Annotated in this window: 16 protein-coding genes; 7 read left to right on the top strand and 9 right to left on the bottom strand. The window is 63.0% G+C overall.

Annotated elements, in window-relative coordinates; translation table 11 throughout:
- Positions 1-183: 183 nt before the first annotated feature.
- The 7 genes from AC0L3P_RS34405 to AC0L3P_RS34435 all read right to left on the bottom strand — a co-directional run bounded on the left by AC0L3P_RS34405 (position 184) and on the right by AC0L3P_RS34435 (position 8,172).
- On the bottom strand, positions 184-1,038 hold the full coding sequence (locus AC0L3P_RS34405) for a ParA family protein (RefSeq protein ID WP_007598621.1): 855 nt from the start codon (positions 1,036-1,038) through the stop codon (positions 184-186).
- A gap of 29 nt (positions 1,039-1,067) precedes the next feature.
- Complete coding sequence (gene rsmG / locus AC0L3P_RS34410) at positions 1,068-1,709, bottom strand: 16S rRNA (guanine(527)-N(7))-methyltransferase RsmG (RefSeq protein ID WP_275168989.1); 642 nt, start codon at positions 1,707-1,709, stop codon at positions 1,068-1,070.
- A gap of 139 nt (positions 1,710-1,848) precedes the next feature.
- Positions 1,849-3,729, bottom strand: a complete 1,881-nt coding sequence (mnmG, locus tag AC0L3P_RS34415; RefSeq protein ID WP_473308698.1) for a tRNA uridine-5-carboxymethylaminomethyl(34) synthesis enzyme MnmG — start codon at positions 3,727-3,729, stop codon at positions 1,849-1,851.
- Between the two features lie 434 nt (positions 3,730-4,163).
- Positions 4,164-5,522, bottom strand: a complete 1,359-nt coding sequence (gene mnmE / locus AC0L3P_RS34420; protein WP_354064963.1) for a tRNA uridine-5-carboxymethylaminomethyl(34) synthesis GTPase MnmE — start codon at positions 5,520-5,522, stop codon at positions 4,164-4,166.
- 311 nt (positions 5,523-5,833) lie between these two features.
- Positions 5,834-7,099 (bottom strand): transcription termination factor Rho, encoded by a 1,266-nt coding sequence (gene rho / locus AC0L3P_RS34425; RefSeq protein ID WP_007598612.1) that lies wholly within the window; start codon positions 7,097-7,099, stop codon positions 5,834-5,836.
- Between the two features lie 246 nt (positions 7,100-7,345).
- Complete coding sequence (gene hemJ / locus AC0L3P_RS34430; protein ID WP_027514824.1) at positions 7,346-7,780, bottom strand: protoporphyrinogen oxidase HemJ; 435 nt, start codon at positions 7,778-7,780, stop codon at positions 7,346-7,348.
- A gap of 176 nt (positions 7,781-7,956) precedes the next feature.
- Positions 7,957-8,172, bottom strand: coding sequence for a hypothetical protein (locus AC0L3P_RS34435; RefSeq protein ID WP_473308699.1), 216 nt, complete (start codon positions 8,170-8,172; stop codon positions 7,957-7,959).
- A 66-nt stretch (positions 8,173-8,238) separates the two neighbouring features.
- On the opposite strand from AC0L3P_RS34435, the gene AC0L3P_RS34440 reads away from it, so the two are divergent.
- The 4 genes from AC0L3P_RS34440 to dnaQ are packed head-to-tail and all read left to right on the top strand — an operon-like array spanning position 8,239 to position 11,073.
- Positions 8,239-9,078: a pyruvate, water dikinase regulatory protein gene (locus AC0L3P_RS34440; protein WP_018459640.1), complete on the top strand. Its 840-nt coding sequence runs from the start codon at positions 8,239-8,241 to the stop codon at positions 9,076-9,078.
- A gap of 18 nt (positions 9,079-9,096) precedes the next feature.
- Positions 9,097-9,705 (top strand): Maf family protein, encoded by a 609-nt coding sequence (locus AC0L3P_RS34445; protein ID WP_473308700.1) that lies wholly within the window; start codon positions 9,097-9,099, stop codon positions 9,703-9,705.
- Between the two features lie 23 nt (positions 9,706-9,728).
- On the top strand, positions 9,729-10,328 hold the full coding sequence (gene coaE, locus AC0L3P_RS34450; RefSeq protein WP_473308719.1) for a dephospho-CoA kinase: 600 nt from the start codon (positions 9,729-9,731) through the stop codon (positions 10,326-10,328).
- A gap of 28 nt (positions 10,329-10,356) precedes the next feature.
- The gene (gene dnaQ / locus AC0L3P_RS34455; protein ID WP_354209771.1) at positions 10,357-11,073 is read left to right on the top strand and encodes a DNA polymerase III subunit epsilon; all 717 of its coding nucleotides are present in this window, start codon (positions 10,357-10,359) and stop codon (positions 11,071-11,073) included.
- On the opposite strand, the gene secB is transcribed toward dnaQ, so the two are convergent.
- Positions 11,070-11,552 carry a protein-export chaperone SecB gene (gene secB, locus AC0L3P_RS34460; protein ID WP_007598595.1) on the bottom strand — a complete coding sequence of 161 codons (483 nt, stop codon included), beginning with the start codon at positions 11,550-11,552 and terminating at the stop codon, positions 11,070-11,072. The genes dnaQ and secB overlap by 4 nt on opposite strands.
- Before the next feature lie 415 nt (positions 11,553-11,967).
- Between secB and AC0L3P_RS34465 the strand changes: the two genes are divergently transcribed.
- The 3 genes from AC0L3P_RS34465 to AC0L3P_RS34475 are packed head-to-tail and all read left to right on the top strand — an operon-like array spanning position 11,968 to position 14,754.
- Complete coding sequence (locus AC0L3P_RS34465; protein WP_027566245.1) at positions 11,968-12,663, top strand: Tim44/TimA family putative adaptor protein; 696 nt, start codon at positions 11,968-11,970, stop codon at positions 12,661-12,663.
- Positions 12,641-14,167 carry a murein transglycosylase A gene (gene mltA, locus AC0L3P_RS34470; RefSeq protein WP_473308701.1) on the top strand — a complete coding sequence of 509 codons (1,527 nt, stop codon included), beginning with the start codon at positions 12,641-12,643 and terminating at the stop codon, positions 14,165-14,167. The genes AC0L3P_RS34465 and mltA overlap by 23 nt, the downstream gene beginning before the upstream one ends.
- Positions 14,164-14,754: a Smr/MutS family protein gene (locus tag AC0L3P_RS34475; protein WP_473308702.1), complete on the top strand. Its 591-nt coding sequence runs from the start codon at positions 14,164-14,166 to the stop codon at positions 14,752-14,754. Before mltA ends, AC0L3P_RS34475 begins: the two co-directional genes overlap by 4 nt.
- Here AC0L3P_RS34475 and AC0L3P_RS34480 read toward each other — a convergent pair.
- Positions 14,751-15,875: a hypothetical protein gene (locus tag AC0L3P_RS34480; RefSeq protein WP_473308703.1), complete on the bottom strand. Its 1,125-nt coding sequence runs from the start codon at positions 15,873-15,875 to the stop codon at positions 14,751-14,753. The genes AC0L3P_RS34475 and AC0L3P_RS34480 overlap by 4 nt on opposite strands.
- Positions 15,876-15,882: the final 7 nt, after the last annotated feature.

Genomic DNA, 15,882 nt, shown 5'->3' on the forward strand with positions numbered 1-15,882 from the left:
GTCGGCCATCGCCAGCTCCCTTGGATTCACGCTGCAGCACTCCAGAACTGAATTTCGAATCGTAGGGTGGGTTAGCCCTGCAGATGCGCGAAGCGTATCTGCTCGGCGTAACCCACCTCTTCTGTTTCCGCGGAGATCGACAGTGGTGGGTTACGCCTTCGGCTAACCCACCCTACGGCAACATCAATGTGTCGTCCGCAGCTCGCGCTCGCGCTGGATTACTTCGGTGGCGAGCCGCAGATAAGCTTCGCTTCCGACGCATTTGAGATCGTAGACCAGCACCGGCTTGCCGTAGGACGGCGCCTCCGAGATGCGCACGTTGCGCGGAATCATGGTCTTGTAGACCTTCTCGCCCATGAACTGCCGGACGTCGGCAACGACCTGGTTCGAGAGATTGTTGCGCGAGTCGAACATGGTCAGCACGATGCCGTGGATCGACAGGTTCGGATTGAGCGTCGAGCGCACCTGCTCCACCGTCTGCAGCAATTGCGACAAACCTTCGAGCGCGAAGAACTCGCACTGGAGCGGCACCAGGATCGCGTCGGAAGCCGCCATCGCGTTCACGGTGATCAAGTTGAGCGAGGGCGGACAGTCGATCAGCACGTAGGTGTAATCGGCGTCGGGAGAGACGTTGTTGTTGAGCGCGCTGATCGCGTCACGGAGCTTGTACGCACGACCGGGCGTGGTGCCGAGCTCGAGCTCGAGGCCGGAGAGATCCATGGTCGAGGGCGCGATATGCAGCCGCGGCACAGCCGTCGAGACCACCGCTTCCCGCAGGCTCGCCTCCCCGACAAGAACGTCATAGGTCGAGCAGGAGCGATTGCGGCGATCGATGCCGAGGCCGGTCGAGGCGTTGCCCTGCGGATCGAGATCGACGATCAGGACACGTTCGCCGATCGCAGCGAGCGCCGTCCCGAGATTGATCGCGGTGGTTGTTTTTCCCACGCCACCCTTCTGATTCGCCAGCGCCAGGATGCGCGGATGGCCCTGCGGGACGGCGGCGGTCTGTTCTTGCTGCGGCTCGTCAATCACGCTCATCGCAAATTCCCCACTCGGCCCCTGACGCCTCACCCGCGCCGTTCGACGGAAGCCAGCTCGACGATCCAACCGTCGCCTGTCCGGCTTTGGTGAAGCTGCGGCTGAATATTCCAATATTTAGTGGCTTCGGTCAATTCAGACTCTACATCTTGACCCTTGAGAAACAACGCTTTTGCGCCCTGGCGCATCAGCGGCTCCGCAAAGCCGATAAGTTGATGTAGCGGAGCCAGCGCACGCGCGGTGACGCAATCGACAGGGCCGGTGATTCTATCCACATTATCCCCGATCTCAGCGAGATGTACGACTCCCGGAGATGTCGTGACGCGAATGGCTTCGCGGAGGAAGGCCGCCTTCTTGGCGATTCGCTCGACCAGATGGACGCTCGCCCCGACGGTCCCCGCCATGGCGCAGGCCAGGACGATTCCCGGAAAGCCGCCGCCGCTGCCGAGGTCGGCCCAGCGTTGGGCGGACGGGGCGAGAGCGACGAGCTGAAGCGAATCGGCGATGTGCCGGGTCCAGAGATGCGGCAATGTCGAGGGCGCGACCAGGTTGGTCTTGGCCTGCCACTCCCGGAGCAGTGCGATGTAGCGATCGAGCCGGGCCTCGGTTTCATGTGAAACGGGCGCGAGCTTGAGCGCCGCAACCTTGTCGGCCGCGATGACGGCGTCCAAGGATCGATCGTTGGCGCTGGCCTTGTCGATCTTCGGCCGGGTCGGCGCCGGGTCGGAGCGACGACCGGGACCCTCATCCGCCGAGGGTTTTCCTGATGACGATCTGCCGCCGCCCGGCCCGCGCTGTTTCACGTGAAACCTATGCGATTGCTTTGGAAGTCTTCCGCGCTTCGCGGCGAAGATAGGCCGCAAGGATACCGAGGGCCGCCGGCGTCATGCCGTCGATTCGACCGGCTTGGCCAACGGTGAACGGCCGCGCCTTCTCCAGCTTGGCCCTGACCTCATTGGAGAGACCGGGGACCTGCTGGTAATCGACGTCGGACAGCACCATCCCCTCGTCTCGCCTGAAGGCTTCCACATCGGCACTCTGGCGCTCCAGATAAACATCGTACTTCGCGTCGATCTCGAGATGGGTGGCAATGACGGGATCAATGGCCGCGAGCTCCGGCCAGATCGCACGGACCTGGCTCCAGCCGATGTCGGGATAGGCCATCAGCTCGAAGGCCGACCGCCGCTGGCCGTCCCGGTTCAGGGACAAACCATGCTTGATGGCCTCGCTCGGGGTGATCGTCAGCGACTTCGATAGTGCTCGAGCCGCATTCAGGGCGTCCATCTTGGCGCGATGATGCGCGGTCCGGCCGCTCCCGACGCATCCCAAGGCGATGCCCTTCTCGGTCAAACGCTGATCGGCATTGTCGGCCCTCAGCGTCAGCCGGTATTCGGCCCGCGAGGTGAACATCCGATAGGGTTCGCTGATGCCGCGGGTGACGAGATCGTCGATCATGACGCCGAGATAGCCGTCTGCCCGGTCGAACACCGTCAGCGCGGCGCCGCTCGCCGCCAACGCCGCGTTCAGCCCGGCCACGATGCCCTGGCCGGCGGCTTCCTCGTATCCGGTCGTGCCGTTGATCTGCCCGGCCAGGAACAAGCCGCGCAGACGCTTGGTCTGGAGGGTCGGATCGAGCTCCCGTGGATCGACGTGGTCGTATTCGATGGCATAGCCCGGCCGGACCATCTTCACCCGCTCCAGGCCCGGAATGGTTGCGAGGATGGCGAGCTGGACCTCCTCCGGCAGCGAAGTCGAGATGCCGTTGGGATAGACCGTGCTGTCGTCGAGCCCTTCCGGCTCCAGGAAGATCTGGTGACCGTCGCGATCGCCGAAGCGAACGATCTTGTCCTCGATCGAGGGGCAATAGCGCGGTCCGGAGCTCTTGATCTGGCCGGAGTACATCGGAGAGCGATGGACATTGGCCCGGATCACGTCGTGGGTGGCGGAATTGGTCCGGGTGATCCCGCACTGGATCTGCGGCGTCGTGATCCGCTCGGTCATCACCGAAAACGGCTCCGGAGGCTCGTCCCCCGGCTGCATTTCGACCGCCGACCAATCGATCGTCGTGCCGTCCAGACGCGGCGGGGTCCCTGTCTTGAGCCGTCCGAGGGTGAACCCGGCGCGCTCGAACGAGGTCGAAAGGCCCATCGCAGGCGCCTCGCCAACCCTGCCGGCCGGCCAGTTCTTCTCGCCCAGATGGATCAGACCGCGGAGGAAGGTGCCGGTGGTGACGACGACAGCCCCTGCCCGGAGTTCGCGGCCATCTGCCAGGCGCAGGCCGATCACCCGTCCCTCGACCCCGATCAGCTCGTCGGCCTCGCCTTCGACGACGGAAAGGCCCTCGGTCTCCCGGATCGCCGCCTGCATCGCGGCGGCATAGAGCTTCCGGTCGGCCTGGGCGCGCGGCCCACGCACCGCCGGGCCCTTACGGCGATTGAGGACGCGAAACTGGATGCCGCCGGCGTCGCCGACCCGGCCCATCAGACCATCGAGCGCGTCGACCTCGCGAACCAGATGACCCTTGCCGAGGCCGCCAATGGCGGGATTGCAGGACATCGCGCCGACCGTGGAGAAACGGTGCGTCACCAAAGCGGTCGCCGCACCCATCCGGGCGGAGGCAGAAGCAGCCTCACAGCCGGCGTGGCCGCCGCCAATCACGATGACGTCGAAGCTCTCTCGCTCTGTTCGCATGGGCGGACTTCTAACTCACAGGCAGGGAAGCCGGAAGTGGAAACTGGAGGGGGCGGTTGTTTCACGTGAAACGGGGCAAAGCAGAGGCCCAAGTGTTTTCTGCGAAAACAACCCCATGCACAGTAGAATGGCCGTTGGAAAGATTACCATTTTCAGTGAGAGGAAAATGGGGATTATGAAGGGAAAAGCGTGGTCCGTAGGTCGCAACGCGCGAGGGGGACGATTGGAAAGGCCCCGGCAGAGCCGTACTATCGACATTGCGCCCCTTCCGCACACCCGCTCCTTAAGGCGCCATCTCACGCAGAGCAGTCACTCCCGCAGGCGAACGAGTGAACCTCAATGTTTCACGTGAAACATCTTGGAACAGCGCCGGCTGCGTTTCACGTGAAACGAGAATTGGAACAAAAGGCTAGTTCTACAATGAAGAACTAGTTCTACTTTCCAACACAGAATTTCTGGAAAATGGCCCCAAGGACGTCCTCGACATCCACCCGACCCAGCAGCCGGCCCAAGGCATAGGCGGCGGCGCGCAGCTCTTCGGCGGCAAGCTCCTCGCCGTCTTCTACAAGCTCTAGGCTCCGGCGCAAGCTGTCCGACGCCCGGCGCAGCAAATCCCGCTGCCGGGCCCGGGTTACCAACGCGCCCTCGGTTGTTCCGAAAAACTCGGCGGCGAATTTCACCAGGGCATCGACCAGCTCGGGAATGCCGTCCCCCCGGCTCGCCGCAATTCCGAATTCACCGCGCAGGCCGACGTCCTCGACCCCGCCGAGATCGATCTTGTTGCGCACGATCCAGACCGAGCCGCCGGAGGGACTGCTTGCGTTGCCAGACTTCCCCAGCAGCGGCATCGCGGCTTGGTCGACGGCGCGCCCAGCCTCCACCAGCCACAATACGAGGTCGGCGTCTTCGGCTCGCGCTCGCGCCCGGCGTACACCCTCCTGCTCGACCGGATCGTCAGTCTCGCGAATGCCGGCGGTGTCGATCACCGTGACGGGGTAGCCATCGAGATCGAGCTGCACCTCGATCACATCGCGTGTCGTGCCGGCATGCGGCGAGACGATCGCGACGTCGCGGCGCGCGAGCTGGTTGATGAGCGTCGACTTGCCGACATTCGGCTCGCCGGCGATCGCGACCACCAAGCCGTCGCGCAAACGTTCAGCTTGTCCCTGTGCCGCAAGGACTTCTGCGATTTCGTCGTGCAGCGCACTGATCGCCTTCACGGCAGGCGCCATCAACTCGGCGGGTACATCGCCCTCGTCGGAGAAATCGATGCCGGCCTCGATCAGAGCCGAAGCCTCGATGATGCGCTCGCGCCAGTCGCGCGCGCGATTGCCGAGGAGGCCCTGCAACTGCCTTAACGCCTGGCGGCGCTGGCGGTCGGTGTCGGCATGAATGAGATCGTCGAGGCCCTCCGCCTCGGTCAGATCGAGCTTGCCGTTCTCGAAGGCGCGCCGGGTGAATTCGCCGGGCTCGGCGGCCCGCATATTCGGAATGGCGGACATAGCGGTGAGGAGTGCGGCCAGCACCGCGCGACCACCATGGACGTGAAATTCGGCGACGTCCTCGCCAGTCGCGCTGGCGGGGCCTGGAAACCACAACACCACCGAATCGTCGATCGGCCGGCCCGCGCCGTCATGAAGCAGCCGGCGGCTGGCCTGTCTCGGCGCCGGCAGCTTGCCCGCCAGCGTCGTCAGCGCCAGGCTGGCGCATGGCCCGGAGACGCGCACCACCGCAAGCGCGCTTGGCGGACGGCCGGACGACAGTGCAAAGATCGTGTGGTCTCGCGGATGCATGGCCTATTTGTCCGGCTGACAGGAAAAAGGCAAACGTCCGTTTTGGCCGACAAATCGCGCGATTTTGCTGCACCAATTCCTGCAGCAAAACCTATGTTGCGATGCATCAATTCGCGAGCGTCTGCTGCAAAAGCCACTCCCAACGGAATGAGCAGCGCTCCTCTATCAAATCATTCAACAACTATATCAATATGTTAGACGACATGTAGTCCAAGCGACGAAAACCCCGCCGTGTTGCACCTTCGCTGCAGCAAAGCCGCACAACGAAAAAAGGGCGCCCGGAGGCGCCCTTTGATCATGTTGCACTGCAATCAGGTGTTCATCGAGTCGAAGAACTCGGAATTGCTCTTGGTCGAGCGCAGCTTGTCGAGCAGGAAGTCGATTCCGTCCATCGTCCCCATCGGGTTCAGGATGCGGCGAAGCACGTACATCTTCTTCAGGACCACCGGATCGGTGATCAGCTCTTCCTTGCGGGTGCCGGAGCGCGAAATGTCGATCGCCGGGAAGGTCCGCTTGTCTGAAACCTTGCGGTCGAGGATCAGCTCGGAGTTACCGGTGCCCTTGAACTCTTCGAAGATGACTTCGTCCATGCGGCTGCCGGTATCGACCAGCGCGGTCGCGATGATCGTCAGCGAGCCGCCCTCTTCGATGTTGCGGGCGGCGCCGAAGAACCGCTTCGGCCGCTGCAGCGCGTTGGCATCGACACCGCCGGTCAGCACCTTGCCCGATGACGGCACCACCGTGTTGTAGGCGCGGCCGAGGCGCGTGATGGAGTCCAGCAGGATCACGACGTCGCGGCCATGTTCAACCAGACGCTTGGCCTTCTCGATCACCATCTCGGCGACCTGGACGTGGCGCACCGCCGGCTCGTCGAAGGTCGAGGACACCACCTCGCCCTTCACCGAGCGCTGCATGTCCGTGACTTCTTCCGGACGTTCGTCGATCAGGAGCACGATCAGATAGCACTCGGGATGATTGTGCGCGATCGAATGCGCGATGTTCTGCATCAGCACGGTCTTGCCCGTGCGCGGCGGCGCGACGATCAGCGCGCGCTGGCCCTTGCCGATCGGCGCGACGATGTCGATCACCCTTGCAGACAGGTCTTTCCGCGTCGGGTCGTCGATTTCCATACGGAAGCGCTGATTCGGAAACAGCGGCGTGAGGTTGTCGAAATTGACCTTGTGCTTGGCCTTTTCCGGATCCTCGAAATTGAGCGTGTTGACCTTCAGCAACGCGAAATAGCGCTCGCCCTCTTTCGGGCTGCGGATGTGGCCTTCGATGGTGTCACCGGTGCGCAGGCCAAAACGGCGGATCTGCGAGGGCGAAACGTAAATGTCGTCCGGTCCCGGCAGATAATTCGCATCGGGCGAGCGGAGGAAGCCGAAGCCGTCGGAGAGAACCTCGACGACGCCTTCGCCGACGATGTCGGTCTCAGCGAGCGCAAGCTGCTTGAGGATGGCGAACAGCAGCTCCTGCTTGCGCATGGTGCTGGCATTCTCGACCCCGTTCTCTTCCGCGAACGAGACGAGCTCGGCCGGCGTCTTCGACTTGAGGTCCTGGAGTTTGATTTCCCGCATTGGGGTGGTCCTGTGGGGTAACCTGGGGAGGGGGTGCGAGGAGGCTCTGAAATGCGGACGCGAAAAGGCAAGGTCCGCAGGTCTGGCAAGGAGAGTGCCGGTGAGGCTTCAAACCTGATGGGGTGTCCGGCCTCTGGAAAGCTCAGACACAACCACATCCGCCTGCGTTGGGTGGGATATTGCTAATATAGAAAATCGCCTCACACTCCGCAAGCAGAAGCACTGAGCGATTGTTCACGACCCTGCCTAGAACGGCTTCACGATCACCATGATGACGATCAGAATCATCAAGGCAGTCGGTACTTCGTTGATAATCCGATAGAATTTCTGACTCCGGGGGCGTCGGTCCGCCGCGAAATCCTTCAGCCAGCGCGAAAAAAAGCCGTGGACCGCGGACATCGCGAGGACCAGTGCCAGTTTTACGTGCAGCCAGCCGAAAGTGAACCAGTGTCCGGCCCAGGCGAGATAGAGCCCGGCGAGCCAGGTCACGATCATGGCGGGGTTGATGATCGCCTTGAACAGCCGCCGTTCCATGACCTTGAACGTTTCCGACTGCTTCGAGCCGATTTCGGCCTCGCAATGATAAACGAACAGCCGCGGCAGATAGAGCATGCCGGCCATCCAGGAGATGACGGCGATCACATGCAGCGCCTTGATCCAGAGGTAGACGTCTTCAAACATGTCTGGGGTCCGGATTCCTCCCCAGCCGAAGGGAACGCTGGGGATAGTAAGGAGTCGTTAAGGTCTTACCTGCACACATATCCGTCCGTAGCGCCCTTCTCCAATAAGAATCTTAGATTCTTAAGGTTTGAGTCTATGTGACGGTGAATTGGACTCACACATTTCCGTCCGCCCGTTCACACGCGCTTGTTCACATCCATCAACATATCCCTGATCGCTCTGGCCGCTTTCGATAAGTCGGTCAGCTTCAAAGGCTTGCGCGTTTCTGTCGCCAGCTTATCAAGAGGGTTATCGACGCAATCCCGTTTCCCTTTAGACGGGGCGTCGAACTTGTTCTCAGGGGCAGTGGTGTGAAGAAAATCGGCACTTGTCCCGCCCCCGGTGTCGCGCATCCCTTTCCGAGCGGTTAAGGTCCACAGAAATCCACAAACCACACCGACTTCATACAAAGGGCTTTTGTGCCGACCTCGAACAATTATTTCCATCTGCACCTCGTCTCCGACTCCACCGGTGAGACGCTGATTACGGTCGCTCGCGCCGTTGCCGCCCAGTACGCCAACGTCACGCCGGTCGAGCACGTCTATCCGCTGGTGCGCAGCCAGAAACAGCTCGATCGCGTGCTCGACGAGATCGAGGAAGCACCGGGAATCGTATTGTTCACGCTGCTCGAAAAGGATCTGGTCTCCAGGCTCGAGGACAAGTGCAAGGGGATCAATGTTCCGAGCTTGTCGATCATCGGCCCGGTCATGCAGTTGTTCGAGGCCTATCTCGGAGCTGCCACGACCGGCCGGGTCGGCGCCCAGCACGTGCTCAACGCCGAATACTTCAAGCGCATCGACGCGCTGAACTACACGATGATCCATGATGACGGCCAGCATGTCGAAGGTCTCGACGACGCGGACGTGGTGCTCGTCGGTGTCTCCCGCACCTCCAAGACCCCGACGTCGATCTACCTTGCCAACCGTGGCATCCGCACTGCCAACGTGCCGCTGGTTCCAGGAATTCCGGTGCCGTCGCAGTTGGAAACGCTGACGCGACCGCTGGTGGTGAGCTTGCATGCGACGCCGGAACGCTTGATCCAGGTACGCACGAACCGCCTGCTCTCCATGGGCGCCGATTCCAGCAGCGACACCTATACCGACAAGCAGTCGGTCGCCGAGGAGGTCGCATTTGCCCGCAAGCTGAGCGCCAAGCACGATTGGCCGCTGCTCGACGTCACGCGGCGCTCGATCGAGGAAACTGCCGCGGCGATCATGAAACTCTACAGCGATCGCCAGCGTAACCGGCCTTCTGAATAGTTTTGGGATAGTTTCGCGATGGGTCTGTGGCTCGGCAAATCTTCGTTGATCCTGGCCTCGCAGAGCAGCGCGCGAAAGATGCTGCTGGCGAATGCCGGGCTCGACTTCAAGGCGATCACGGCTGATATCGACGAGCGCGGGATCCAGACCGGCTCCGGGCTTTCTGATCCGCGCGAGATTGCCCTGCTGCTGGCGCGCGAAAAGGCCAAGGCAGTGTCGGCCCATCACGGCGGAAGCACCGTCATCGGTGCGGATCAAACGCTGGCGCTTGGCGATCGCCTCTTCAACAAGCCTGCGGGCCGCGCCCAGGCGTTGGCGCAACTGCGCGATCTCTCCGGCCATAGCCATGAGCTGAATTCCGCCGTGGCGGTAGCACGTGACGGTGAGATCATCTTCGAGGACGTCTCGGTTGCCCGCCTCACCATGCGGCAGATGACCGAGGCCGAGCTTTCGGCCTATCTCGACATCGCCGGCGATGCCGTCACCACCAGCGTCGGCGGCTACCAGCTCGAAAGCCTGGGTATCCATTTGTTCGAGCGTATCGAGGGCGACCACTTCACCATTCTCGGCTTGCCGCTGCTGCCGCTGCTTGCGTTCCTGCGGCGCGAGCGGCTAGTTGCGGTGTGAATGGCAGAGATGGCTGGGCGCTGATGCGGATCCTGGGACTGACCGGCTCGATCGGGATGGGCAAATCCACCACCGCGAAATTATTCGCGGAGGCTGGCGTCCCCGTCTACGATGCCGATGCGGCCGTCCATCAGCTCTATGAGGGTGAGGCTGCGCCCGCGATCGAGGCGGCCTTCCCCGGCACCACCGCGAACGGCAAGGTCGATCGGCCAAAACTCTCGGCGCGTGTGGTGCACGATCCTGCCGCCATCAAGCAGCTGGAGCAGATCGTCCATCCGATGCTCGGCGCTTCCCGGAAGAAATTCTTCGCCGACGCCGACGCCGCCAACGCGCCGGTGGTGGTGCTGGACATTCCACTGCTGTTCGAGACGGGCGGCGAGACGCGGGTCGATGCCGTGGTCGTCGTGACCACGTCTCCGGAACTGCAGCGCGAGCGGGTGCTGGCGCGCGGCACGATGGACGAGGCCAAGCTCGACGCCATCATCGCCAAGCAGACACCCGACGCGGAAAAGCGCAAGCGTGCCGATTTCGTGGTGGATACGTCGCATGGACTCGAGCCGGTGCGCGCCCAAATCGCGCACATCCTGGCCGAGGTCGTTAAGATGCCGCAGCGGCGAGCCTGATTCGCCGCCTTACACGGCTTGCTGGACTATGCGCGAAATCGTTCTCGACACCGAAACCACCGGCCTCGATCCGCTGCGGGGAGACCGCCTGGTCGAAATCGGTTGCGTCGAGATGCTCAATCGCATGCCGACGGGGCAGAGTTTCCACGTCTACATCAATCCCGAAAGGGACATGCCGGCAGAAGCTTTTGCGGTGCACGGGCTGTCGGCCGAGTTTCTGGCGACGAAGCAGCTGTTTCACGAGGTCGTCGACGATTTTCTGGAGTTCATCGGCGACGCGCCGCTGGTGATCCACAATGCCTCGTTCGACATCAGCTTCATCAATGCCGAGCTCGACCGGATCAAGCGCCCGGGTATCCCGCGTGAGCGGCTGGTCGATACGCTGCTGCTGGCACGGCGCAAGCATCCCGGCGTGTCGAACCGGCTCGACGATCTCTGCTCGCGCTATGCGATCGACAATTCACGCCGCACCAAGCACGGCGCCTTGCTCGACGCCGAGTTGCTCGCGGAAGTCTATGTGGATCTGGTCGGGGCGCGGCAATCGCAGCTGCTGCTGGCTTCCGAATCCGAGGAAACTCGCGCCAATGGGGCTGCCGATGCGCCACGGCGGCAGCGGCCGGCGCCGCTTCCACCGCGGATTTCAGACGCCGAGCGCGAGGCCCACCGGGCCTTCATCGCAACGCTCGGCGACAAGGCGATCTGGAACGAGTTCTTGCCCGCTCCAGCGGTCGCTTCGGCTGGTTAAGCCTGGCCGCTCGGCTGAGCGGCCATTTGCCGCTCCATGTTCTGACGATAGAGGCCGACGAAGTCGACCGGATCCAGCATCAAAGGCGGGAACCCGCCGTCGCGCACGGCAGTGGCGATGATCTCACGGGCGAACGGGAACAGCAGGCGCGGGCATTCGATCATGACCAGCGGATGCAAATTGTCCTTCGGCACGTTGGAGATGCGGAACACGCCGGCATAAGCGAGCTCGAACGAGAACATGATCTTGCCGGCGGTCTCGGCCTTGCCCTCGACCGACAACGTCACCTCGAACTCCTGTTCGCTGAGGTTGTTGGCGCTGACATTGATCTGGATGTTGATCTGGGGTGGCTGGCTCTGCTGCTGGAGCGAGCTGGGCGCATTCGGATTTTCGAAGGAGAGGTCCTTGGTATATTGCGCCAGGACGTTGAGCTGGGGAGCCTGGGCCGCCTCGGGAGGGGTGCCGTTACCGTTGGTCATAAGAGTGTCTCCTTACCCGATTGGGCTGAATTTCGCGGCGGTTGGCTAACATAGGGCTACCTCGTTCCACAAGGACGAACGGTCCCGGATGGGGAATTCCGGCCACGCCCACAACTGTGGCGTCCATCCCGCCGATCCAGCGAAACCGCGCCTTAAACGATTGAAGATGCGCGATTTCCCGGCAGGATCGGGTTTCCCCTTAAGCATAAAACGCGCTACACTCGGTGCTGTGCCAAAAGGCGCCATTGGCCGGGCAAGATTTCGTGCCTACATCCCACGGACCGGACGCGCGGACCCGAAATGGTGATGTAGACTTGCCGTTCCGGTATGGAACGGTCTACTGGCCGGATCGATTTTCCCGGCACGATCCTTTCGAGACGGCCCCTTCTACAGACGACCAGAAAGCGAATACGACGTGGACATCTACACCATCATCTTCCTGGCGCTGGCGGTCTTCATCTTTTTGAGGCTGCGTAGCGTGCTGGGGCAGCGCACCGGCAACGAGCGGCCGCCGTTCGACCGCAACGCGCTCCAGGGTGCCCAGGACAAGAACGTCGTCACCATGCCGGGCAAGGTCATCGACCAGGCCCCCTTGGCGCCGACAGCCGAACCGACCCCGCCCTCCGACCGCTGGAAGGGCCTGACCGAGCCGGGCACCGTGCTCGCCCAGGGTCTCGACTCCATCGTCGAAAAGGATTCCACCTTCGATCCGCGCCATTTCATCTCCGGCGCCCGCGGCGCCTATGAGATGATCGTGCTGGCCTTTGCCAATGGCGACCGCCGCGCGCTGCGCGACCTGCTGTCGTCGGAGGTCTATGAAAGCTTCGACGCCGCGATCAAGGAGCGCGAGAAGAACGAGCAGAAGACCGAGACGCGCTTTGTCTCGATCGACAAGGCCGAGCTCGTCGGCGCCGAGCTGCGCGACCGCACCGCCCAGCTCACGATCCGCTTCGTCTCGCAGATGATCTCGGCCACCCGAGACAAGGCCGGCAACATCGTCGACGGCAGCGCCGACACGGTCGCCGACATCACCGACATCTGGACTTTCGCCCGCGACATCACCTCTCGCGATCCGAACTGGAAGCTGGTTGGCACCGGAAGCGCGAATTAAGGTTTTCCTGAAGACCAGCGCGACGGCGCTTTGCGCAGGTGCCGTCGCGCTGTCGTCGTTTTCACTCGGCGCCGAGGCGGCGCGGCGCCACTATCGCAGCCATCACCATCATCTCCCGGAATTGCCTGCCGCGCCGCCGCGCGCCTTGCCGTATCCGCAGCTTCCCCTGCCGTTCGAAATTCCCGGCGCGCAATATCTGCCGCTGGCCTGGGCCGACGTGAAGGGTTGGAGCGATGACAATCATCTCGCTGCCTACAAGACGTTTCGCGCGAGCTGCCGTCCGATCAGCGCGCAGACCGGCGCTCCCGAACCCAAGGCTTTGGGCGCCTCGCTGGGCGAACCCTGCCGGATCGCCAAGTCGCTCGAGCTTGCCGACGACGCCAAAGCCAAAACCTTCTTCGAAGAGAATTTTGCACCGCTGCGGATCTCGCGCCTCGGCGAGCCCGACGGTTTCGTCACCGGCTATTACGAGCCGGTGCTGGAGGGATCGCGCACGCAGACCGAGGTCTACAACGTCCCGGTCTATCGCCGCCCCTCGAACCTGTTCGTGCGCGGCTACAAGCAGGATTCGGTCAGCCTGCCCAACAAGGGCCCGGTCTATCGCAAGATCGGCCGCCGCAAGCTCGTACCCTATTATGACCGCGCCGAGATCGAGGACGGCAAGATCGCCGGCCGCGGACTCGAGATTGCCTGGCTGAAGGACCCGACCGATCTGCTGTTCGCCCAGATCCAGGGCTCAGCGCGGATCAAGTTCGACGACGGCGGCACGGTCCGGCTCAACTACGACGCCTATAACGGCTATCCCTACACGGCGGTCGGTCGCATCCTGATCGAGCGCGGCATCATTCCGAAGGAAGAGATGTCGATGCAGAAGATCAGGGAGTGGATGGCGCAGACCCCTGACGGCGCCAGGGAGCTGCGCCGCCAGAACCGCTCCTACATCTTCTTCCGCGAGGTCAATCTGTCCGACAAGGAAGAGGCGGTCGGCGCGCAGGGCATTCCGCTGACGGCCGGACGTTCGATCGCGGTCGACAAGTCGCTCCACGTCTACGGCACCCCGTTTTTCATCGAAGGCGAGCTCCCGATCGATTCCGAACGCGCGAAGACGCCGTTCCATCGGTTGATGATCGCGCAGGACACCGGCTCGGCCATCATCGGTCCGGCGCGCGCCGATCTCTATTTCGGCGCGGGTCAGGAGGCCGGCCGCGTCTCCGGGCGGCTGCGCCATGCCATGCATTTCGTGATGCTGGTGCCGAAGGGCCTCGATCCCACAGCGCGCGGCGCGCGGCTGCCTGTGCCGGACCCGCGGCCCTCGGAGAAAATTGCAAAACTGTTTCCGCAAACCGATCCTGCGAAGGACAAGCCGGCGGCAGCCGTGGCGCAAAGTAAGAGCGAGACGGTCGCTGTCGCCGGTCCAGTCCCGCTGCCGGTGCCGCGTCCCGTGATCGAGCCAGTTCAGGAGCCGCGGCGGCCGGTGAAAAGTCGTTCCCATCGGCAGCAATGAAGCGATCGTCCCGTCCGCCCGTGCTGGAGCCTCGTCCCTCGCCGCGCCGTCGCGCGCTGAGCGAGGAAGAGCGCGCGCTGTGGGATACGATCGCAAAGCAGGTCAAGCCGCTCAGGAAGCCTCGTGTCGCCAAGGCACAGGCTTCACCGCGCGCCGAGCCTTCCCCCGCAGCGCCCGCCACGCGGCTTGCGCCATCGCCACGTCCGATTGCCGCTGCCCCGGCACCGCGTGCGGCGAAGCCGGCGGTGCCGCCGCTGGCGCCGCTCGGCAAGCGCGAGCGCACAAAGCTGTCGCGCGGGCGCAGCGAGATCGAGGCGCGCCTCGATCTGCACGGCATGACCCAGATGCGGGCCCATCGCGCTCTGAGCGGCTTCCTGCACCGCGCCCATCATGACGGCCTGACTTTCGTGCTCGTCATCACCGGCAAAGGCCGCAGCGGCGGCGAAAGCGGCGTGCTGCGCCGTCAGGTGCCGGAATGGCTGAGCCTGCCGGAATTCCGCGCGTTCGTCGTGGGGTTCGAAGAAGCCGGTATCGGCCATGGCGGCGAGGGCGCGCTTTACGTGCGGATCAGGCGGGCGAGATATTAGAACGGCCGCACGATTCCGACGCGCGGGATCAGCGTGAGGATCAGACCGAAGATATTTGTCTTCTGATCTTCCGCCGGAATCAGCGGCGTCTCGCGAACTGCGGGCAGCATCTTCACCGCGTGCAGGATCAGGAACATGCAGACCGCCCAGTTCGAGATCCAGCGCGAATAGTCGAACACCATGGCGAACATCACGAGACAGGCGAGGCTGACGCCGGCGAGCGCGGCGACCACGAGACGACGATGCGTGTTGTTGGCGAGCGCGCCGATCAGATTCGCAAAATAGCGCCACAGCGGCGTGTGCAGCCAGATCAGCAGCGCGAACACCGGCAGGCCGAGGACGTTGTGCGGCAGGCGGCCCCAGGTGTCGGAAATCTCCTTCGCCAGCGGCTGGTACCAGATGTAGGCGAATTGCAGCAGATCGGCCCGCGACGGATCGGCCATCCGGCTCTTCAGGTAGGCAACGAAATCCGCCTCCGGGATCGGCATCGTTCCCCAAAATTGCGCGGCGAAGAACAGCGCGGAGACGGCAAGCAGGGCGATGATGCCGAACGCGACATTGGTGCGATCGCAGCCTTGCGTCAGATAATGCCTGATCACGACGATAGTGATGATGGTCGGCACATACATCAAGAGATGGATGTGGTGAATCAGGACGAGAACGATCGAGAACAGCGCAGCCGTTGCAACGAACAGCAGCGATCCTGCCGGCAGCAGCAGCAGGACGATCGCCAGCGCGCAGCCATAGATGTCGAAATGGCCGAGCGTGTGCATGAAGTTCTTGAGAAAGAACGGCGAACCCGCGATGAAGACGAACAGCGGCAATGTCTTCGTGGTGAAGCCGAAAGTCTTCTGGAACAGTCTCGCGTAAAGCCCCAGCGTCACCAGCCATGTCGCGCCGCCGAGCGCGAATACCAGCCACAGCGGCACCTTGTTGGTGAACAGCGCGACGATCGCCCCGATCAGCGCGCGCTTGATGAAGCCGAAATGATAGTCGACGAGGAGGTGGATGTAGGGGACGTAAGGCGGCAGCTGGATCTTGTGAACGAAGACGCCGACGATGATCGCTGCGTTGACCGCGAGCAGGATGCGCCAGGGGTTTTGCAGGATGCGTGCGGTCACGCCGCAT

It is taken from the genome of Bradyrhizobium sp. WSM4874, from assembly GCF_055811835.1.